The following is a 20963-nucleotide window of genomic DNA, read 5'->3' on the forward strand; positions in this document are numbered from 1 at the left end:
ACGTATACACTTGCTTATTTGTGCTTTTATATTAAAATGCTATTAATAATAATATTGGAGTTTTCGTATATGTTTAATAATGTTAAAGATAGATTAAGAGAATTAATAAAAGAACAGTTTTTAATAATAGATGGAGCTACTGGTACAGAACTTCAAAAGAAAGAAATAAAAAAAGAATCTTGGATTATAAACGGCAATAGTATAGAAGGCTGTAATGAGGTATTAAATATAACAGCTCCTCATATAATGAAAGAAATACACATAGATTATTTGAATGCCAATGCTAATATAATTAAGACTAATAGTTTTGGGGCTATACCTTGGGTGTTAAGCGAATATGATATTTCTGATAAAGCTTATGAATTAGCGAAAAGTGCAGCATTGATAGCAAATGAAGCAAGAGCGGAGTATTTAAAAAATCCTAATTCTAAAGGCGATTTAGATAGAGATATTTTTATTGCAGGAAGTTTAGGTCCTGGTGTAAAGCTTCCAAGTTTGGGGCAGATTGGTTTTGATGAGATGTATAGCGGTTATACTTTAGCTGCAAGAGGCTTAATAGATGGAGGAGTTGACATAATACTTCTTGAAACGGCCCAAGATGTTTTGCAATTAAAGGCGGCAATATTAGCAGTTAATGATACGGCTACAAAATTAAATAAAGATGTTCCAATAATGGTTTCTGTAACAATAGAAAAAGAAGGCACAATGCTTTTGGGTACAGATATAGAAACAGCATATACAATACTTTCAAATTTGAATATATTTTCTATAGGCATGAACTGCGGCACAGGTCCAGATATGGCAATGCAGCATATAAAAAAACTTTCAGAAATATCTTGTATGCCAATATCAATACACAGCAATGCAGGTCTTCCAGAAAACAGAGACGGAAAAGCATATTATAGTATGACACCAGAAGAATTTGCTGATATTAACAGTAAGTTTTTTGGTTTTAATGGTCTTGCTTTTATAGGAGGCTGCTGCGGAACTACTCCTAAACACATAGAATCATTAGCAAAAAAAGTTAAAGGAGTAAGACCTAAAAAAGCAGCATTAGAAAAACAACGACCTTATATAGCAAGCTTATTTAATTCTGTTAGTATTAAACAAAAGCCTGCTCCTTTAATGATAGGGGAAAGAAGTAATGCAAGCGGAAGTAAAATATTTAGAGAACTTATGATAGCAGGGGATATGGACGGTATGCTTGATGTTGGTATAAAGCAGGTTAAGTCTGGAAGTCATGCTATAGATGTTAATGCTGCTTGGGCTGGACGTGATGAAATAGAAGATATTACAAAAATTATTTCTGCTTATGTTAAACAGATTTCTTTGCCTTTAGTTATTGATGCTATAAAGCCAAATGTAATAGAGGCAGCTTTAAAAGTATATGGAGGAAAACCTATAATAAATTCTGCTAACATGGAGCAAGGAGAAGAGAAATTTGATGCTATATGCTCTTTAGCAAAAAGATACGGAGCTTCTATTATGCTTCTTACTATAGACGAAAAATCAATGGCTTTTACTTGCGAAGATAAATTGAGAATGGCTGAGAGAATGTATGAGCGTGCAGTTAATGTTCATAAAATACTTCCTCATGATATAATATTTGACCCTCTTACATTTACGCTTGCAAGCGGTGATGAAAAAAGTTTTTTATCAGGTATTCAAACACTTAATGCCATTAAAGAATTATCTAAAAAATATCCTGAATGTTCTATAAGTTTAGGGGTATCAAATATTTCTTTTGGTCTTAAAGAAGAGGCAAGAAAGGTTATGAATTCAGTATTTTTGTATGAAGCTGTTAATTGCGGGCTTACTATGGCTATAGTCAATGTAGCACAAATATTTCCGCTTTCAAAAATAGATGAAAAAGAAGTAGAATTGGCAAAGGATTTAATATACAATAAAAGTAATACTAAAGAACCTTTAATAAATTATATAAATCATTTTTCTGATAAAAAAGAAGATATTGCAAAAGAAAAGAATGATATCAAAAAGCCTTTGAGAGAGGCTATAAGAGATGCTATGCTTGACGGTGAGTGGAAAGATATGCAAAACTTACTAAAAGAGGCTAAAGAAAATAGTGAAGAGTTTGGAGGGGAAAAAAAGTTTGCACAGGCTATAATTGATGAGATACTTCTTCCTACTATGGCAGATATTGGTGTTAAGTTTGGGGAGGGAAGTATACAGCTTCCTTTTGTTTTGGGGGCTGCTGAGGTGATGAAAAAGAGTGTTGATTTTCTTTCTGAATTTTTAGAGAAAAAGAAACAAGAAAAAACTGCTAAAATAATACTTGGTACAGTGGCAGGAGATGTGCATGATGTGGGTAAGAATTTAGTTGAAATAATAATAAAAAATAATGGATTTGAAACTGTGAATCTTGGAACGAAAGTGCCTATAGAGAAATTTATAGAGGCGTATCATGAGCATAATGCTGATTGTATAGGAATGTCTGGGCTTTTGGTAAAATCTACAGAAGTGATGAAAGATAATTTAGCGTATATTAGAGATAAGGGCTTAAAAATACCTATACTTTTAGGGGGCGCTGCTTTAACTAAAGACTTTGTTGAAAACGCTTGCAAAAAAGTTTATGGAGATAGCGGCAAAATATTTTATTGTAAAGATGGTTTTGATGATATTGTAGCGATAAAAGAGATAATAGCCGACAGAGATAAAGAAAATAATAATTAAAGGATATAAGTCTATCAATGCCTGAAATAAATCACAAAAATCATGAACATCATATAAATAAACCTCCTTTCTACGGAAGAAAAGTTTTTGAGTTTAATAAACAAATAGAAAAAGAAGCCTTTGATATGATTAATAAAATTAGGCTTTTTAGAGTGGGGTTTGGATATTCTGCAAAAAATCAGGATATGGAAAAATATAATGAGATGATTAAAACAAAAGTAGAGCCAAAATATGAGGAGATGAAAAATAATATTATAGAAAATAATTTGCTTGAGCCTGTAATGATTTATGGATTTTATAAAACTGTTACAGAGAATGACAAACTTTATATATATGATGTTGATTATAATACAAGCGAATTAAAAAATGAAAAAATAGAAATTCCTTTAGAACGAATGGAGAAAGAGCCTTACAATTCTATAGTTGATTTTTTTGACAAAGATGAAGATACTATTGGTTTTACTCTTGTAAGTCTTGGAACAAAATTCCATCAATATTTAAAAGGATTATATGATAGTGATGAATATAAAGAGTATTATTTTTATAATGCATTGGGTACAAATATCATAGAGAATTATGTTGATATACTTCAAAACTATATGGACAATTTACTTAACTTAAAAAACAACGGCAAAAGAAAGCATGTAGGATGCAGATATTCTTTTGGTTATAAGGCACTTAGTAATATGTACGGCAACAAAATAATATTTAATCAATTAAAACCAGAAGAGTTTAATGTAACACTTACAGAAAGCTATATGATGGAGCCTGAACTTGGCACTTGTGCAATAGTATCATTTTGCGAAGAGTCTTACTATTTTGCTAATTAAAATTATATATTTTTAAGTAAATCCACCACAAACTCGTAGTTGTTTAGGCTCATTATATGAATTTTTTTATGTATCTTTAGCATGTCTTCAAAAAGTTTAGATGATAACTCTGTTGCTGTTTTCCTCTCTTCTTCTTCTGATTTGTCGCTTGCTTTTTTTAGTTTATTTAGCCATTTCTCTGGTATGTATGAACCTGATAATTTATAATATATAAAATAGGCAGTTTTATAAGTTAATACAGGGAAAAATCCAGGCACTAATATAGGTTTTTCTTTTAATGGCAATTCATCAATACAGTTTAATAAGAACTCTAATCTTTCAACTTCGTATATTGGCTGAGTAAATATTGCCTTAACTCCAGAATTAGCTTTTTTAGCGAGTCTTACTTTTAAGCTGTCATCATTTTTAGCATAACTATTTATTACACAAAAAGGATATATTGGTTTTAATGGCTCTTTAAAAGAAAACTCTCCTAAACTTTTTGATTTATTTAAATTTTTTATTATGTCTATTAATAAATTGGAGTTGCCTTCAAATACACCTTTAGCTTGTTTTTGATTTCCATTAGCTATAGCATCGCCTGTAACAGCAAGTATCATTCTTATATCAAAATAATTAGCACCTATTAAATCATTTTGTAAAGCTATAGAGTTTTTATCACGCATTGTTTGTGTTGCAATGAATGGTTTGTTATTATTTAATTTTTGTTGAAGCTGTATTGATGCTAATATTGGAGATATTTTTATGTTTGCAAATGGAGAATCGGTTACAACAAAGGCATCTACATAATTTTGTATATTAGAATTATTTATTTTCTCTTCTATATAGCTTAAATCATATTTTGCTTGAGGAGATATTTCGAGAGTAAAAGTATACTCATTGTTATTTTCTAATTTTTTTATAAAATTTTCTACATAATTATTCATTTAATATATGATATTATATAATAGAAAAAAGTCAAACTTAATTGTTACTTAGTTGCATATTATTTATCAAATATACAATTCTATTTTTTATTACAAATATTCAGATAAAATCGTGGATTTATAAATAAAATTTTCTATAATTAAATTAATAACTATGCAATAATCGTATTTTTTTATTTATTGTCTATTTGTTAATTTATAGTAAAATATATTACATTTAAATATTGGTAAATTATATATGACAGATAAAACAATTAAGCAAGAGAAAAAATATAAATACTTAACTCAATCTAATATAGAACCATTAATTATAAAAATGGCTATTCCTACCATTATTAGTATGCTTACAACATCATTTTATAATATGGCAGATACTTTTTTTGTAAGTAAAATCAATACTCAATCTACAGCTGCTGTTGGAATAGTATTTTCTATGATGGCTATAATACAGGCTATTGGTTTTTTCTTTGGGCATGGTTCTGGTAATTACATTTCTATTAAATTAGGTGCTAAAGATACTCTTGAAGCTTCTAAAATGGCTGCTACTGGTTTTGTATCTGCTATGATAGTTGGTTTTATTATATTGATATTTGGAATTATTTTTATAAATCCTTTAGCTCATATCTTAGGCTCTACAAATACAATATTACCATATTCAAAAATCTATATGAAATATATTTTAATAGGGGCACCATATATGACTGCTTCTATTGTGCTTAATAATCAATTAAGGCTTCAAGGTAATGCTTTGTTTGCAATGATAGGTTTAATAAGCGGTGCTGTAATTAATATAATATTAGACCCTCTTTTTATTTTTTATTTTGATATGGGAATAAAAGGTGCTGCTGTAGGTACTATAATAAGTCAATTTATAAGTTTCTGTGTATTATTAATTGGCTCAAATGTATGGGGTACACTTCCTATTAAGTTAAAAGATTTTTCTCCTAGTTTAGAAAAATATAAGGCTATAATTGTTGGAGGGCTTCCTAGTCTTTGCAGACAAAGCATATCAAGTTTTTCAACTGCCTTTTTAAATACATCTGCTTCATTTTTTGGAGATGCTGCAATAGCTGCTATGTCTATAGTAAATAGGGTGGCTATGTTTTCTAATTCTGCAATTATAGGTTTTGGTCAAGGGTTTCAGCCTGTATGCGGCTTTAATTATGGGGCAAGAAAATATGATAGAGTTATAAAAGCTTTTTATTTTTGTGTAAAAGTTTCAACTATTGTGCTTATAATGTTTGCATTTATTATTTTTACTAACTCTCATTCAATAGTTAATCTTTTTAATAAAGAAGATGCAGCATTATTTTCTGTTGCAAATAGTGCTTTACGCTATCAAGCATTAACTCTTCCTTTGTGGGGGATTATAACTTTATCTAGTATGATTCTTCAAACTACCAGAAAAACAATAAGAGCTTCAATATTAGCTTTGGCAAAACAGGGTATATTTTTTATACCAATAGTTTATATATTGCCAAAGTTTTTAGGATTGCTTGGTATAGAAATAGCTCAGCCTTTGGCAGATTTATTTACTTTTATTATATCAATACCTTTGGGGTATAGTATAATAAAAGAAATGAAAATAGAACTAAAAAACAATGTGAAAATAACTTAATTATTGAAATTTAACAATAATATATTTTTACAGTTTTATTTTATATGATGTAATTGTATGTAATGTTTTGACAATTTAACATTATAATGTATAATTTATTAGAATAATAATATAGATTTGCGGAATTATAGATGAGAGAAATATTTTTACGATTAGAAAGTGAGAATGTTGAAAAGAGATTAGAAGCCCTTGATGAGTTAGCAAAACAAGTATCTGTTGCCGACAAGAAAGCTGTAATTAAAGTATTAAAAGAGCATATATTAGATTGGGATGAAGATGTTAGGGTTAAAGTTGCTCATCTATTAAAAATATATATGGAGAAATAATATATGGCGAGAATAATATCTTTTTCTAGTGGAAAAGGTGGAGCTGGAAAAACTTTATGTTCCGTCAATTTTGCCAGCGAATTAGTTTCCAAAGGTTATAAAGTATTAGTTTTTGATATAGATATTAATTGTTCTAATGTTTTTATATTATTGCAGGTAAAGCCTCAGTCTAAATTACAGCAATATTTTGAAGGAAATATTACTTTAAAAGATTGTATATTGAATAGCCCTTTTAATATAGATGTTATTAGTGCGGGAGTTAATATACAAAAACTTCTTCCATTTGAAAGTGATTTTTATTTATCAAAGCTTGCTAATGATTTAAAAGCTTTGTCTGAGGAATATGATTATGTTATTATAGATTATGCTGCGGGAATAACACAATCTATGATAAAGTTCTATGAGATTTCTGATGACATTATATTAATTGCTAACCCTGAAATAACTTCTCTTACCGATTTATATAGACTTATAAAAATGATATGTTCTGACAAAATTACAGAAAAGATTTATTTGATAGTAAATAAAGTAAAAAATATAGATTGGGCTGTTAATTTGTATAAAGAGATAAAAAAAGTTGTTGATAAGTTTGAACTTAATATAGAGCTTAATTTACTTGGACCAATATTATTTGATGAAGAAAAAGTAATGATGTCTATTCAAAAACGTACTCCATTAATAATTCTCTATCCTAAAACTCCTATAAAAGGCGGATTTTCTTTAGCTGTTACAAGATATTTATATGATATAGGTGAGATGAAAGATGATAATAAAGATAAAACTTTTGTAGATTTCTTTTAATGTTTAATAAGATTCAATACTTGTAAATTATAATAAAAAAAACAAAATTAGTATTAAAGCAATATTTTTGTATGTGTATTCTATGCAATAATTTTTAAAAAAAATAAATCAAATGAATAGTTAAAAAAATATATTTAAGGAGTTTTATATGTATTTGAGAAAGATAATAGCACATAGAGGATTTTCTTATGAGTACCCTGAAAACACTATGTTGGCATTTCAAAAAGCAATAGAACTTGGAGTAAAATGTATAGAAACAGATGTAACCATATTAAAAGATGGAACACTTGTATTATTTCATGATTATGAAACTAAATACCATACAGACTTTGACGGTGTTATAAATGATTTGGACTATGATGCGATACAGAGAATAGATGCGGGCTCTTGGAAAAATGAAAAGTTTAAAAATATTAGAATACCTACTTTACAAGAATTAATAGATTTATGTAAGAAAACAAATACTGTAATAAATTTAGAATTAAAAGGCGAGATTTCAAAGAATGAAAAAGATAGCATAGTAGAAAATACTGTAAAAACTGTAGCTGATAAAAAGGCAGAAGATTTAGTATTTTATTCAAGTTTTGAATTTGATATGCTTAGAACACTAAAAAAAATATCAAAACACTCAAAATTTGGAATATTACTTTGGGAAGAAACAAATCATTGGAAAGATATAGCAGATGAATTAAAACCTCAGTCTATGCATTTATATGATAAAACTATAAATAAAGAATTGGCTAAAAATATTAAAAATGAAGGGTATGAACTTTATATATATACTGTAAATTCTATAGAACTTGCTAATGAACTTTATTCTATGGGAGTAGATGGAGTATTTACAGATATGCCTAATATATTTGATAAAAAATTATACTAAAAAATTATAAATAAAAAAGGAGGTAATTTAAGAATAACTTATTTACCTCCTTCAATATAATTATATAAATATTATCTATAGTAATAATATCTCATTCTATATGAGTTTAATTGAGTTAATTGTTCATCTGTAAGAACATCTAAAACAGCAACGTCTTTTTCTATTCTAAGATAATCAATTTCTTTTTCTAAATCTTTTCTTTGACTTATTAAATCTTTTATTAAGTTTAAGTCTAAATCAATTTTTTCTCTTTCAAGCTTGAATTTATAATCAATACTTCTTTTTTGATATTCTAAATCATTGATTTTTAATTCATATTCATAAGATATTTGACCCATTTCTTCAAGCTGAGCATCTGTTAAATATATACCGGCATTTCTGCACATTCTGTATATATCACCTCTAGGACCTCCCATAGCCCTTGGCATAGCTCTTTCTCTCGGACCTGGTGCAGGCGGAACATCACCACCTCTTGGAGCAGGCGGCTGAGCAAATGCTAATGCTGATACTAATGTTAATATTAATGTAGATAATAATAATTTTGATTTCATTTCTAATAACTCCTGTTTTGTTTTTGTATTATATTAGACGAAGTTACAGCCATGAAAGTTCCCTATTTATAATTAAAAATACAATTATTTTTATAAAGTTATATATAAAATGTTGATTTTTTTATGTATTAAATTATCATTATTATATAATAAATTATAATTTATTAAATTTTTTATAGCGGAGTATATAAATTATGGGTAAATTAGGAAGAGTTTTATGGTTAGTATTTGGTATATTACTTATTATATCAGGCATAGCTACTATATTTAATCCGGCTGAAACAGTATTGTTGTTAGCATATATAATAGGCTTTTTAACAATATTTTCTGGTATAAGCACTATATTTTATTTTTTCAGTTTAAGGCATTTATCAAGTTCACTTTTAATTTTAGCAGATGGTATAATATCAACTATATGTGGTATTATAATCATATCTAATCTCACAATCAGCGGTGCATTTATACCATATATGGTTTCATTTTTTGTAATAGTGAGAGGAGTTATTGCTATATCTTCTTCTATAGAATTAAAAAAAGAGGGTTACAGTAAATGGGGACTCTCATTATTTAGCGGAGTATTAACTTTATTAGCTGGAATTGTGTTAGCATTCAATCCTATACTTGGAGCTGTTTATGTTAGTGTAGTTATTGGAGTTGGTTTAATACTTTATGGTATTGTTACTTTGCAGCTTTGGTTTGCTTATGGTAATTTTTTTAGAGATTAATAATCAAATTTAACAAAAATATAAATAAAAAAAATATTAATTTACTAATTGATAAAAAATAATATTGTTGTATAGTATTACTAATAACAATATTATTTTTTTATTTTGAGGGAAAGTATGCCTATATATGATATAGAAATGATAAGAAAGTTTTATTTAAACTATTCTAATAAAGTTAATAATGTAAAACAAAAATTAAATAGAGCATTAACATTATCAGAAAAGATATTATATGCTCATTTGTATGATGAAAAAACAATAAAAGATTTTAAGAGGGCAGAAGATTATGCAGATTTTCGTCCTGATAGAGTAGCAATGCAAGATGCTACAGCACAAATGGCATTACTTCAATTTATGAATGCTGGAAAAACTTCTTCTGCAGTACCTGCAACAATACACTGCGACCATTTAATAGAGGCTTGTAAGGGTGCTGAAGAAGATTTAAAAAATGCACTTAATGTTAATAAAGAAGTTTATAATTTTTTGGAGAGTGTTGCTAAAAAGTACGGGCTTGGTTTTTGGGAGGCTGGTTCTGGTATTATTCACCAAATAGTTTTAGAAAATTATGCTTTTCCGGGCGGCATGATGATTGGTACAGACTCTCATACACCTAATGCTGGAGGGCTTGGAATGCTTGCCATAGGTGTAGGCGGAGCTGATGCGGTTGATGTTATGACGGGAATGGAGTGGGAGCTAAAAATACCTAATATAATAGGGGTAAAATTAACAGGCTCTTTAAATGGCTGGGCGAGTGCAAAAGATGTGATATTAAAATTGGCAGGAATATTGACAGTTAAAGGCGGCACTAACTCCATTATAGAATATTTTGGAGATGGGGCTAATAGTTTATCGGCTGCTGGTAAAGCTTCCATTTGTAATATGGGTGCGGAAGTTGGAGCTACCACTTCAATATTTCCTTATGACAATAATATAAAAGAATATTTAATTGCTACAGGACGTGAAGAGATAGCTAAACTTGCTGATGAAAATATAAATAATCTAAAAGCAGATGAAGAAGTATATAAAAGTCCAGAGAAATATTATAATAAGATAATAGAGATTAATTTGTCTGAATTAGAACCATATATAAACGGACCATTTACTCCAGATGCAGCTTGCACTATAAGTGAGTTTGCTAAAAAAGTGGAAGAAAATAAATATCCTACAGCTATGGAAGTTGGTTTGATAGGCTCTTGTACTAATTCTTCTTATCATGATTTAAGTAAGGCAGCTTCAATTGCTCGTCAGGTAATAGAGAAAAAATTAAAAGTAAAATCAAAAATAATAATTAATCCAGGTTCTGAGGTTTCTTATAATGCAGCTTTAAGAGATGGTATAATTGATGATTTCAAAAAAATTGGTGCTGTTATAATGACTAATGCATGCGGACCTTGTATAGGGCAGTGGAACAGAGAAGAGAAAGACAACACAAGAGCTAATTCTATAGTAACATCTTTTAACAGAAACTTCGCAAAACGTGCTGACGGTAACCCTAATACTCATGCATTCGTTGCTTCTCCTGAAACTGTAATGGCTTTAAGCATAGCAGGGGATTTGAGATTTAATCCTTTAAAAGATATTTTAATTAATGAAGAAGGAAAAGAAGTAAAACTTGATGAACCTATTGGAATAGCTTTGCCAAAAAACGGACTTAGCACAGAAAACAAAAACAGACAAAATGCACCAGACAGTAGTGTAGAAATTATAATAGATAAAGATTCAAAACGTTTGCAATTATTGAAGCCTTTTGATAAGTTTAATATAAAGGATTTTGAAAATATGCCTTTGCTTATAAAAGTTAAAGGTAAATGTACAACCGACCATATATCAATGGCAGGACCTTGGCTAAAATTCAGAGGACATTTGGAAAATATTTCAGACAATATGCTAATGGGGGCTGTTAATTTCTTTAATGATAAAACAAACTCTGTATTTAATCAATTAAGCAACAATTATGAAGAGGTTTCAAAAACAGCAAAAGAATATAAGCAAAAAAATATTTCTTCTATAGTAGTGGCAGAAGAGAATTATGGAGAAGGATCAAGCAGAGAGCATGCTGCAATGGAGCCAAGATTTTTGAATGTTAAAGCAGTGCTTGCTAAAAGTTTTGCTAGAATACATGAAACTAATCTTAAAAAACAAGGTATGCTTGCTATAACATTTAAAAATAAAGATGATTATAACAAGATAGAAGAAAAAGATAAAATAAGCATATTAGGTCTTGATGATTTTAGGCCTAAACAAAACTTAACTGTTAAAGTAATTCATCAAAATGGAAGTGAAGAGACTTTTGAAGCGGTTCACACATATAATGAAGCACAGATTGAATGGTTTAAAAACGGAGGAGCATTGAATAGTTTAATGAAAAATTAATTTATATAAATTTAAATGTTTGATATTCTTTATAGTATCATAAATAAAATACAGTTCTTTTGGTTCTTTTATACCAATAAAAGAACTGGGGGAGCGGGGGCTAGTCCCCGCAAATAAAAAACAATCAATAATAGGATTTTAATATGAGTAAAATAGAAATGAAAAATGGTAAATTGATAGTACCAAATAAAGTTACAATTCCTTTTATAGAGGGGGACGGAGTAGGGGCTGAAATTACGCCTGCTTCTCAAATGGTTGTAAATGCGGCTGTAAAAAAGGCCTACAACGGAGAGAAGTCTATTGAATGGCTTGAAGTACTTGCAGGAGATAAAGCTCAAAAAGAGTTAGGTACTCCTTTGCCTGATGAGACTATAAACATTTTTAAAGAATATCTTATAGGCATAAAAGGACCTTTAACTACTCCTGTTGGTGAAGGTATACGTTCACTCAATGTGGCACTTCGTCAGACTTTAGACCTTTATGTTTGTTTGAGACCTGTAAGATGGTTTAAGGGTACTTCTTCGCCTGTAAAAGAGCCTAATAAAGTTAATATGGTGGTTTTTAGAGAAAATACTGAAGATATATATGCTGGCATAGAATGGAAAACAGGCACTGAAGAAGCAAAGAAATTTTATAACTTCTTAAAAAATGAAATGGGTGTAACTAAAGTAAGATTTCCAGAAACATCATCTTTTGGAGTTAAGCCTGTATCTGAAGAAGGCTCTAAAAGGCTCATACGCTCTGCAATAGAATATGCTTTGTTAAATAAACTTCCTTCTGTTACTTTGGTTCATAAGGGTAATATAATGAAGTTCACCGAGGGCGGATTTAAAAAATACGGATACGAACTTGCAAGAAAAGAGTTTGCTGATAAAACTTTTACTATGGAAGAATATGCCAAAATAAAAAAAGAGTTTGGTGAAGATAAAGCAAAAGAAAAGTTAAAAGAAGCAAAAGAACAAGGTAAACTCATAATAAAAGATAATATATGCGATGCATTTTTACAAAACACATTATTAAAACCGGAAGATTATTCTGTAATAGCAACATTAAACTTAAACGGCGATTATGTATCAGACCAATTAGCTGCTATGGTTGGGGGAATAGGAATAGCACCTGGAGGAAACATTAATTATAAAACAGGTCATGCTATTTTTGAAGCTACTCACGGCACAGCCCCCGATATAGCAGGAAAAAATAAGGCTAATCCTTGTTCATTAATACTTTCTTCTGTGATGGCATTAGAATATTTGAATATGAATGAGGCTGCAAGTTTAATAATAAATGCATTAGAGAAATCTTTTGAAAGCGGATATGCTACTGAAGATTTGGCTTGCTTTATGGATAATGGAACTGCACTTGGCACAAAAGAGTTTGCAGAAAGAATAGTTTCTATAATGTAATAAAAAATAATATAGGGGTATATTTATGAAAAAAGAATATTTATTGTACAAACTTTATGACCATTCAAGCAAAAGAATAAAAATAGATAGTGAGCTTTTTCAGAAATATAATGTAAAAAAAGGTTTAAGAAATGAAGATGGAACAGGAGTTCTTGTTGGGCTTACAAATATTGGAGATGTTGTAGGTTATGAAAGAGATAAAAACGGAAAAGTATGTCCTATAGACGGTAAACTTTATTATAGAGGATATGATTTAAATGATATTGCTAATGATATATTAACTAATAAACGTTTTGGTTATGAGGAGGTTTGCTATCTTCTTCTTTCTGGTAAGCTTCCAGATATGGAGAGATTGCAGTCTTTTAAAGAGTTAATATCTGATAATATGTATTTAGATAAAAAAACTATAATGAATATAATAGATTTGGAAGGGCAAAATATTATGAACATACTTTCAAGAAGTGTGCTTGAGATGTATATTCATGACCCTAATCCTGAAGATTTATCATTAGAAAACTTAATGCTTCAATCTATACAATTAATAGCAAGATTTCCAGCTGTTATTGCTTATGCTTATAATATGTTTCAATATAGTGTTAATCAAAAATATTTAAACATTACATTGCCAAAGCCAAAATATTCTATAGCAGAGAATTTTTTATATATGCTTAAGCAGGAGTTTAGTGAATTAGAAGCAAGAATGCTTGATTTACTTTTAATACTTCATGCAGAACATGGTGGCGGTAACAACTCTACATTTACAGTGCGTGTTACAAGCTCTACAAGAACGGATACTTATTCAAGCATTTCTGCTGGTATTGGTTCTTTAAAAGGTGATTTACATGGTGGGGCTAATGCTAAAGTAATGGATATGTTTATTCATTTGAAAGAGGCTATAGATAATTGGGAGAGTAAAAAAGAGATAGATGAATATTTAATGAAAATGCTTAACAAAGAAGCTTATGACAAGAGCGGACTTATATATGGAATGGGGCATGCTGTTTATACTTTATCAGACCCGCGTGCTGTTATATTAAAAGATTTGGCTCGTCAGCTTGCTAAAGAAAAGAAAAAGGAAAAAGAGCTTGCGTTTATGGAGCTAATAGAAGAGAGAGCTATAGAATGTTTTATAAAGGTAAAAGGAGATAAAAAAAGAGTTTGTGCCAATGTTGACCTTTATTCTGGATTTATATATGAAATGCTTGGCATATCTAAAGAACTTTATACTCCGCTTTTTGCTATGTCAAGAATTGTAGGCTGGTGTGCTCATAGAATAGAGGAACTTAATTTTGATGACAGAAGAATTATAAGACCTGCGTATAAAAATGTTTCTGACCCTCAAGAGTTTATTTCTATGGATAAAAGATAATTTTTTTATAGAGATAATTTTTCAAGGAGTTTTATTTTGTATAAAGCTCCTTTTTTATATTAGAGTTGTTTTAAAACATTAATAAATATTAATATATTTTAGCAATAATAAAATTGTATATAAATAAAAAAGGAAACAGTGTTATTTACTGCTTCCTTATTTTTATTTTTTAGATTATTTATTTTAATTATCTTCTTTTAATAAATTTGCCTATAGGTATAAAGTCTGCTGGGTTTAACGCCACTCCGTTTCTTCTAACTTCAAAATGTAAATGGCTTCCTGTAGAATTACCAGTGCTTCCCATTCTTCCTATCATTACACCAACACCTACATTAGCACCAACTGTAGTAGTGATTTTATTTAAATGTCCGTAGTATGTAGTGTATCCTTTATCATGACGAACTATAACCAAATTTCCAAATCCGCCGCTGTATCCTGCAAAGATAACTTTTCCTTTTCTTGCTGCATATATAGGAGTATTTAACCCACCAGGTATATCTACACCTAAATGTTTTCTTCTTACCCCTGTGATTGGGTGTACTCTATACCCAAATACACTACTTATTCTTGTTACAACTGTAGGCAAACTAAACATTTGACCAAACTTATCTATTCTTTCATCTAATGTATATTTAGCGCCAGGTAAAAATATTTCATCGCCAGTATTGATGTTGTCTCTGTCTATTTTGTTAAAACTTAATACTCTGTTAAGTTCAACATCATATCTGTCGCTAATCTCTTCTAATGTTTCATTTTTCTTAACAACATAAAGTAATCCATTTCTATTTGGAATCATTATAGTCTGCCCTGGTCTTAATTTATTAGCATTGCTTATTTTATTAACACTTACTATAGTATCTAAATTAGCACCTATTTTTTTTGATATGCTGCTTAAATTATCGCCTTCTTCTATTATATATTCATCATATTTAAGACTAATAGTACCGTCACTTACAAGCGAATTATCAGAAACTAAATAATCATAAAAAGCATCAGATGCCTTTTCTATAGAGGCAACAGGCGTAGAAGTAACTGCAGGTATATTTTCTATATCTTCTTCTACTGCAGCTATATTATTAGTTTCTATTTTCATCTCTTTAACTTCATCTACTATTTTATTATATAATTCAGAAGTATTTTTTGAATCATCTATATTTTGAGCATACAAATTATTATTAGAATTCCTTTTAGCCCCAAGTATCAAAAAATTAATTAGAACTATAAACATTATAAACGATATTGCTACTAATAATGATTTTTTTAGAAAGTATGGAAAGAGGTTTTTATCACTATCATCTATTAAATATTGTTTTAATTTTTGTATGATATTTTGTTTTCTTCTCACTCTTGTGTATTTAAATTTTCTCATGGTAATTAGTTCTTTTTATTTTGGATTATTAAATTATTAAAATTATCAGTTAGTATAATACTAAATTTTGACATATTGTCAAGTACATATAATGTAAATATTATCTAACTTTATAATAACTCGGTAAAAAAGAAAAAACTTTTAATATAAATTGTAAACATAATATTGAATTTATTTATTTTTATGCTAAAATCATATTATTATGAGAAGTTTTGTTGTATTATTAATATTATTATTTCAATTTTCTTTATATTCTGAAATAACATTATCTTTTGTAGGCGATGTTATGACAGGAAGTGACCATCCAGATAAAAGTTATTTACCTCCTAATGAGGGGAAAGATGTTTTTAAAAGTGTATCGTCATTTTTAAAATCTACAGATATAAGTTTTGCCAATTTAGAAGGGGCCATAGCAAACTCAGAGACAAAATCTGCTAAAACAGGCAAACGTTCATATTCTTTTCGTATGCCTCCATATATGGCAGATAGAATATCTGAAGCTGGGTTTGATATAGTTGCTGTTGCTAATAATCATTCAAGGGACTTCGGTGCTAAAGGATATACTCAAACTCAAGAATATGTGAAAAAAGCTGGTATGGAAGTTGTTGGTAATGTTTTAAATCAGGCATCCTTTATGAATGTAAAGGGTAAAAAAATAGGCTTCTTGGCTTTCTATTATTTTTCTTATGCTAATAATTCCATACAAGATATTGCATCTGCTAAGGCTTTAGTTGAAAAGACAAAAAAAGAATGCGATTTTTTAATTGTAAGTTTTCATGGCGGAGCTGAAGGAAGCAGCATGTTTAGAGTACCTAAAACTACAGAGTATTTTTATAAAGAAAATAGAGGGGATGTTTATAAATTTGCAAGGTCTGTTAGTGATGCGGGGGCTGATTTAGTAATTGGTCATGGTCCGCATGTGCTTAGAGCTATGGAAATGTATAATAATACTTTTATAGCTTATTCTCTGGGCAATTTCGTTGGATATAAACAGTTCTCTTTATCCGGAAATAATGGAATTAGTGCTATATTACAAATCACTTTAGATGATGATTTAAAATTTTCTAAGGCCAAAGTGATACCTGTACGTTTAGTAAATGGAGGCGTACCAAGTATTGATTCATCTAACACTGCTATAAAAAAATTGAATGAATATGCTGATTTAGATTTTCCAAAGACAGGCGTGAAGTTTGACAGTAACGGTGAATATTCAAAATAATTATGTTTTGTTGAAATTAAAAAACTATAAATACATTTCATCAATTCATAATTTATTTATTAACTTTTTTTTCGCTCCATTAATAAGATGCACTCCATTCGGTCACTCTGAAAAACTTCTTTATTACAAATTTTGAAAATGGAAAGTTTTTTATTGAAGGAAAGATATAGAAACCCCTATTTATTTAGACAAAAAAATATTATCTGAATTAGAAATTTTATCCAACCAGTCAGAAACATCAATATCCGAAATAGCAAACGAAATACTTTCAAAATATCTAATGAGTAAATAACCTCAAGCCCCCTTAGAAAATTTCCTAAACGCACTAACAGTCTGCACCGAGCCGTACCAAAACAACACCTTTCCTAAAAAATAAACTAAAACGCCGAATATTTTTAATAATAAATTAAGATTAGATGCAGCATATTTTGTTATAAGGATATAATCAGTAGGTATAAAGTATTTAACTAATTCAGAAAACCAATTTTGATAAGAACAGAAATATAATGAAATATAATTTTCTCTATTAAAAATTTTATCTATATAAAAAACATCTGGCATATAAAAAACAGTAAAACAAAAAGCAGTTATAAATATAGTCATACCTAAAGCCCTAATCCAATTCTGCCCATTGTCGCTATATAGAGAACTTAATCCAATGGAAACTATATCTCCAAAAGTTTTGAAATCTTTATTATTCTGCCAATCTTTTATTAAATCATTTTTATGGCATTCAATTTCTTTAGCCTTATATTGTAAAGCATCAATAGCATTGTTTCTGGCATAAGCCTGCTGTTTAAGAAATAAAGCACTTTCACGATTGGCGAATTTATTCACTTTGAAATTAACAGGATTGATTAAACCACCATCAATAATAGAACCTTTAAAATCTGCTTCTTCAATCTCCATATTTCTCAACTCTATTTTTCCTTTTATATTAATGTTTTGGAATGACACTTTAAATGATTTTTTATAATCACCATTGTCTATATATAAATTTGAGTCATTATCTTTAAAAACTAAATTATCAAAAACAATTTGCAATTTTTTATTTTCGATAACTTTTATTATTTCAATTTCTCCATTTTCATTTACATTTAAATAATCATCATTTTTTATTTCTTTTGTTTCTAAAAAATATGCTTTTTTAAATATTTCTATATTAGAAAAAATAACTTTTTTAGAAATAGTATTTGAAGCAAATTTAAAATTTTCTTTAAATATTGAATTTGTAAAAGATACATTTCCATTAAAAGTACAATTTTCAAAATATACCTCATTATTAAAAGTTATATTTTCTAATACTAAATCTTTAGTAAAATATATATTTTGAAAATACAATTTGAAATTAACAACTTCACAATTTGTATCATGTGCTTCTTTATTTAATTTATAAATTATACTTCTAATATCAAATTTAAAATTAATTATAGTTTCACGATGTTGATGACCTATATGTAAAATATAGTCTTCTTCTGGTAAAATGGTAATTATATCATTATCTTTGTAATTCAAACAAATTCCTTGTCGTTTTGAGAGATATTGCTGATATAAATAAACAATAAATACTTTTATTAATTGTTCTTCTGAAGTATATTCAGTAAGTTTTAAAATATCTTGAGTAGCTCTTATATCTCTAATTTCAAATATTGCCATAAAAAACTCTCAAAAAATCATACTTGAATTATAACCCAAATATATAAATCATCAACAATATATAAGATGATAATAAGTGCTTGCAGTTCTTTTGGTTCTTTTATACCAATAAAAGAACTGGGGTGCGGGGCAAAGCCCTGCAAATAATAAAAAAGATAAAAATTTTATTGTTCTTTTTCCCGCAGCTCGCGGTGTGGACTTCGTCAAAAGAACCAAAAAGTGCAAATACTACAACTTTATATTTTTAGAATATATATTAAATATAGTATAACATCTAAAATTAAACATAAATACAGATTTTGTTAAATGCAGTTTTTCACGAAGCGTATACGAAGGATATAATGTTCTTTTATATAAATACCGAAAGATACCTACTCGGTAAAAGAACTAGGGTGCTGCACGGTGTGTACTTCGTTAAGGGTAAAGCCATGCAAATATTTTAAAAGTTAAATTATTTTAAAATAAAAAATGCATGCATTTATAATGCATGCATTCATAAGGCAATATATTTTTTAAGCTATTTCTATTCTTTTCTCATACTTAACTTCTTCTTTCTTTGGAAGAGTAAGAATCAATACGCCATTTTCAAAATTAGCAGCTATATTATCAACATCTATTGACTTATCGCTTATGTTAAAGCTCTGCTCATATTTTGAAACAACTTCTTCTTTATCGCCCTCTTCACTTTTTATAACTTTCTTTCTCTCAGCATATATTGAAAGTATGTTCTCTTTTACTCCAATCTCTAAATCTGATTTTTTTACTCCAGGCATATCCATCTCTATTGTATAGCCCTTATCATCTTCATATATTTTATAATTTCTTTGATACAAAGAATAATCTCTCATACAACTATCTCCTCTATGACATCTATTATTAAACATTGGGAAAAACATTCTTGACATAATACTAATCTCCTTTATTATTTTATTTTTTATTAAGCTATTTCTATTTTTTTCTCATACTTAACTTCTTCTTTTTTTGGAAGAGTAAGAGTTAAAACACCATTTTCAAAATTAGCAGAAATGTTTTCAATATCTATTCCTTTCACGCTAATATTAAAGCTTTGTTCATATTTTGAAACAACTTCTTCTTTATCACCATCTTCACTTTTCATTACTTTCTTTCTCTCAGCATATATTGAAAGCATATTCTCTTTTATACCAATATCTAAATCCTCTTTTCTTACACCAGGCATATCCATTTCTATAGTATAGCTATTATCATTCTCCTCTATCTTGTAATCGCTATATTTAGAAAGGCTATTTTCTTCATTATAAAAATTATCAAAATCATCCAATATAGAATGTAAAGCAGGTAAAAATATTCTTGACATAATCAAATCTCCTTTTTTCAATCAATAATAGTAAGCAGCATTTTTTATTTTTGCTACACTATATATTATGCAAGAATTATGCCAAATATTATTTAACATGTTGTATATTTTTTATACATTTATTATATGTTTTTATAAATAGAGTAAATACTTATTTTAATATATGTATTATTTATATACACAAATAAATACAGTATTGTAGACTTTTAATACTATAAATAAAACTCTTAAAAATAATTGTATCATAACCAATACAATAATTTTAAATATATTATATAATTACATAACAGTAAAATTAAGGAGTATAATTTATGCTCAAAGAGTTTAAAAATTTTATAATGCGTGGAAATGTAATAGATATGTCTATTGGTATTATAATAGGTTCTGCTTTTAGTAAAATAGTAAACTCATTTGTAGAAGATATTTTAATGCCTCCAATAGGCTTAATGCTTAGCGGTATAGATTTTTCTAATATATTTATAGTTATAAAAAAAGGAATAGAAAATCAAGGTCCATACACTTCATTAGAGACAGCAAAAAATGCAGGTGCTGTTGTTATAAGTGTTGGAATGTTTTTTAATGCTATAATAAGTTTTATAATCACAGCAATTTCTATATTTATAATAATAAAAGCAGTAAGTAAAATACAAGAAAAAATGCCGAAAGAAAAGAAAGAAGATAAAAAAGAAATTAAAGTATGCCCTTATTGTTATTCTAATATAAACATTAAAGCTATAAAATGTCCAAACTGCACATCCGATTTAAATTAATGTATTTATTTTATAATATAAAAAATTATTTAAAATATTACTAAACACAGTATTGTAAAATATGTATAAAGTAATATAATATCTAAATCTACCATAACAGAGTATTTTTTAGGAGATTAT

General features: G+C 28.3%; 18 protein-coding genes. 12 read left to right on the forward strand and 6 right to left on the reverse strand.

Features of this window, described 5'->3' with window-relative positions; all coding sequences use genetic code 11:
- Positions 1 to 69: 69 nt before the first annotated feature.
- Complete coding sequence (locus R4I97_RS10415; RefSeq protein ID WP_335784984.1) at positions 70 to 2691, forward strand: homocysteine S-methyltransferase family protein; 2622 nt, start codon at positions 70 to 72, stop codon at positions 2689 to 2691.
- Between the two features lie 17 nt (positions 2692 to 2708).
- On the forward strand, positions 2709 to 3521 hold the full coding sequence (locus tag R4I97_RS10420) for a vitamin B12 dependent-methionine synthase activation domain-containing protein (protein ID WP_335784985.1): 813 nt from the start codon (positions 2709 to 2711) through the stop codon (positions 3519 to 3521).
- A gap of 2 nt (positions 3522 to 3523) precedes the next feature.
- Here R4I97_RS10420 and R4I97_RS10425 read toward each other — a convergent pair whose 3' ends face one another.
- Positions 3524 to 4447 (reverse strand): methylenetetrahydrofolate reductase, encoded by a 924-nt coding sequence (locus R4I97_RS10425; protein ID WP_335784986.1) that lies wholly within the window; start codon positions 4445 to 4447, stop codon positions 3524 to 3526.
- A gap of 238 nt (positions 4448 to 4685) precedes the next feature.
- Between R4I97_RS10425 and R4I97_RS10430 the strand changes: the two genes are divergently transcribed.
- From R4I97_RS10430 to R4I97_RS10445, 4 genes are all read left to right on the forward strand, one after another.
- Positions 4686 to 6065: an MATE family efflux transporter gene (locus tag R4I97_RS10430; RefSeq protein WP_335784987.1), complete on the forward strand. Its 1380-nt coding sequence runs from the start codon at positions 4686 to 4688 to the stop codon at positions 6063 to 6065.
- A gap of 131 nt (positions 6066 to 6196) precedes the next feature.
- Positions 6197 to 6391: a hypothetical protein gene (locus R4I97_RS10435; protein ID WP_335784988.1), complete on the forward strand. Its 195-nt coding sequence runs from the start codon at positions 6197 to 6199 to the stop codon at positions 6389 to 6391.
- Between the two features lie 3 nt (positions 6392 to 6394).
- Positions 6395 to 7192, forward strand: a complete 798-nt coding sequence (locus R4I97_RS10440; RefSeq protein ID WP_335784989.1) for an AAA family ATPase — start codon at positions 6395 to 6397, stop codon at positions 7190 to 7192.
- Positions 7193 to 7340: 148 nt separating this feature from the next.
- On the forward strand, positions 7341 to 8072 hold the full coding sequence (locus tag R4I97_RS10445) for a glycerophosphodiester phosphodiesterase (RefSeq protein WP_335784990.1): 732 nt from the start codon (positions 7341 to 7343) through the stop codon (positions 8070 to 8072).
- 71 nt (positions 8073 to 8143) lie between these two features.
- On the opposite strand, the gene R4I97_RS10450 is transcribed toward R4I97_RS10445, so the two are convergent.
- A complete protein-coding gene (locus R4I97_RS10450) occupies positions 8144 to 8623 on the reverse strand; it encodes a hypothetical protein (RefSeq protein WP_335784991.1) in 480 nt (159 codons plus the stop codon).
- Between the two features lie 194 nt (positions 8624 to 8817).
- On the opposite strand from R4I97_RS10450, the gene R4I97_RS10455 reads away from it, so the two are divergent.
- The 4 genes from R4I97_RS10455 to R4I97_RS10470 all read left to right on the forward strand — a co-directional run bounded on the left by R4I97_RS10455 (position 8818) and on the right by R4I97_RS10470 (position 14493).
- A complete protein-coding gene (locus tag R4I97_RS10455; protein ID WP_335784992.1) occupies positions 8818 to 9348 on the forward strand; it encodes an HdeD family acid-resistance protein in 531 nt (176 codons plus the stop codon).
- A gap of 117 nt (positions 9349 to 9465) precedes the next feature.
- Entirely contained in the window at positions 9466 to 11721 is a 2256-nt protein-coding gene (locus tag R4I97_RS10460; RefSeq protein ID WP_335784993.1) for an aconitate hydratase, read from the forward strand.
- Positions 11722 to 11864: 143 nt separating this feature from the next.
- Positions 11865 to 13124 (forward strand): NADP-dependent isocitrate dehydrogenase, encoded by a 1260-nt coding sequence (icd, locus tag R4I97_RS10465; protein WP_335784994.1) that lies wholly within the window; start codon positions 11865 to 11867, stop codon positions 13122 to 13124.
- A gap of 25 nt (positions 13125 to 13149) precedes the next feature.
- Positions 13150 to 14493: a citrate/2-methylcitrate synthase gene (locus tag R4I97_RS10470; protein ID WP_335784995.1), complete on the forward strand. Its 1344-nt coding sequence runs from the start codon at positions 13150 to 13152 to the stop codon at positions 14491 to 14493.
- Between the two features lie 187 nt (positions 14494 to 14680).
- Here R4I97_RS10470 and R4I97_RS10475 read toward each other — a convergent pair whose 3' ends face one another.
- The gene (locus tag R4I97_RS10475) at positions 14681 to 15862 is read right to left on the reverse strand and encodes a M23 family metallopeptidase (protein WP_335784996.1); all 1182 of its coding nucleotides are present in this window, start codon (positions 15860 to 15862) and stop codon (positions 14681 to 14683) included.
- Positions 15863 to 16064: 202 nt separating this feature from the next.
- Between R4I97_RS10475 and R4I97_RS10480 the strand changes: the two genes are divergently transcribed.
- Complete coding sequence (locus R4I97_RS10480) at positions 16065 to 17081, forward strand: CapA family protein (RefSeq protein ID WP_335784997.1); 1017 nt, start codon at positions 16065 to 16067, stop codon at positions 17079 to 17081.
- Positions 17082 to 17375: 294 nt separating this feature from the next.
- Here the strand turns inward: R4I97_RS10480 and R4I97_RS10485 are convergent, their stop codons facing one another.
- The 3 genes from R4I97_RS10485 to R4I97_RS10495 form a co-directional block, all read right to left on the reverse strand.
- Positions 17376 to 18737 (reverse strand): pentapeptide repeat-containing protein, encoded by a 1362-nt coding sequence (locus R4I97_RS10485; protein WP_335784998.1) that lies wholly within the window; start codon positions 18735 to 18737, stop codon positions 17376 to 17378.
- 512 nt (positions 18738 to 19249) lie between these two features.
- The gene (locus tag R4I97_RS10490; protein WP_219708998.1) at positions 19250 to 19642 is read right to left on the reverse strand and encodes an Hsp20/alpha crystallin family protein; all 393 of its coding nucleotides are present in this window, start codon (positions 19640 to 19642) and stop codon (positions 19250 to 19252) included.
- A gap of 32 nt (positions 19643 to 19674) precedes the next feature.
- A complete protein-coding gene (locus R4I97_RS10495) occupies positions 19675 to 20073 on the reverse strand; it encodes an Hsp20/alpha crystallin family protein (protein ID WP_335784999.1) in 399 nt (132 codons plus the stop codon).
- Positions 20074 to 20384: 311 nt separating this feature from the next.
- Between R4I97_RS10495 and mscL the strand changes: the two genes are divergently transcribed.
- Positions 20385 to 20843 (forward strand): large conductance mechanosensitive channel protein MscL, encoded by a 459-nt coding sequence (gene mscL / locus R4I97_RS10500; RefSeq protein ID WP_335785000.1) that lies wholly within the window; start codon positions 20385 to 20387, stop codon positions 20841 to 20843.
- The last annotated feature ends 120 nt before the right edge of the window (positions 20844 to 20963 follow it).

It is taken from the genome of Brachyspira pilosicoli, assembly GCF_036997485.1.
Taxonomy (GTDB): domain Bacteria; phylum Spirochaetota; class Brachyspiria; order Brachyspirales; family Brachyspiraceae; genus Brachyspira; species Brachyspira pilosicoli_C.

Coding starts and splice junctions, on each gene's coding strand:
- R4I97_RS10415 (WP_335784984.1), top strand. CDS start 70: ATGTTTAATAATGTTAAAGATAGATTAAGAGAATTAATAAAAGAACAG.
- R4I97_RS10420 (WP_335784985.1), top strand. CDS start 2,709: ATGCCTGAAATAAATCACAAAAATCATGAACATCATATAAATAAACCT.
- R4I97_RS10425 (WP_335784986.1), bottom strand. CDS start 4,447: ATGAATAATTATGTAGAAAATTTTATAAAAAAATTAGAAAATAACAAT.
- R4I97_RS10430 (WP_335784987.1), top strand. CDS start 4,686: ATGACAGATAAAACAATTAAGCAAGAGAAAAAATATAAATACTTAACT.
- R4I97_RS10435 (WP_335784988.1), top strand. CDS start 6,197: ATGAGAGAAATATTTTTACGATTAGAAAGTGAGAATGTTGAAAAGAGA.
- R4I97_RS10440 (WP_335784989.1), top strand. CDS start 6,395: ATGGCGAGAATAATATCTTTTTCTAGTGGAAAAGGTGGAGCTGGAAAA.
- R4I97_RS10445 (WP_335784990.1), top strand. CDS start 7,341: ATGTATTTGAGAAAGATAATAGCACATAGAGGATTTTCTTATGAGTAC.
- R4I97_RS10450 (WP_335784991.1), bottom strand. CDS start 8,623: ATGAAATCAAAATTATTATTATCTACATTAATATTAACATTAGTATCA.
- R4I97_RS10455 (WP_335784992.1), top strand. CDS start 8,818: ATGGGTAAATTAGGAAGAGTTTTATGGTTAGTATTTGGTATATTACTT.
- R4I97_RS10460 (WP_335784993.1), top strand. CDS start 9,466: ATGCCTATATATGATATAGAAATGATAAGAAAGTTTTATTTAAACTAT.
- icd (WP_335784994.1), top strand. CDS start 11,865: ATGAGTAAAATAGAAATGAAAAATGGTAAATTGATAGTACCAAATAAA.
- R4I97_RS10470 (WP_335784995.1), top strand. CDS start 13,150: ATGAAAAAAGAATATTTATTGTACAAACTTTATGACCATTCAAGCAAA.
- R4I97_RS10475 (WP_335784996.1), bottom strand. CDS start 15,862: ATGAGAAAATTTAAATACACAAGAGTGAGAAGAAAACAAAATATCATA.
- R4I97_RS10480 (WP_335784997.1), top strand. CDS start 16,065: ATGAGAAGTTTTGTTGTATTATTAATATTATTATTTCAATTTTCTTTA.
- R4I97_RS10485 (WP_335784998.1), bottom strand. CDS start 18,737: ATGGCAATATTTGAAATTAGAGATATAAGAGCTACTCAAGATATTTTA.
- R4I97_RS10490 (WP_219708998.1), bottom strand. CDS start 19,642: ATGTCAAGAATGTTTTTCCCAATGTTTAATAATAGATGTCATAGAGGA.
- R4I97_RS10495 (WP_335784999.1), bottom strand. CDS start 20,073: ATGTCAAGAATATTTTTACCTGCTTTACATTCTATATTGGATGATTTT.
- mscL (WP_335785000.1), top strand. CDS start 20,385: ATGCTCAAAGAGTTTAAAAATTTTATAATGCGTGGAAATGTAATAGAT.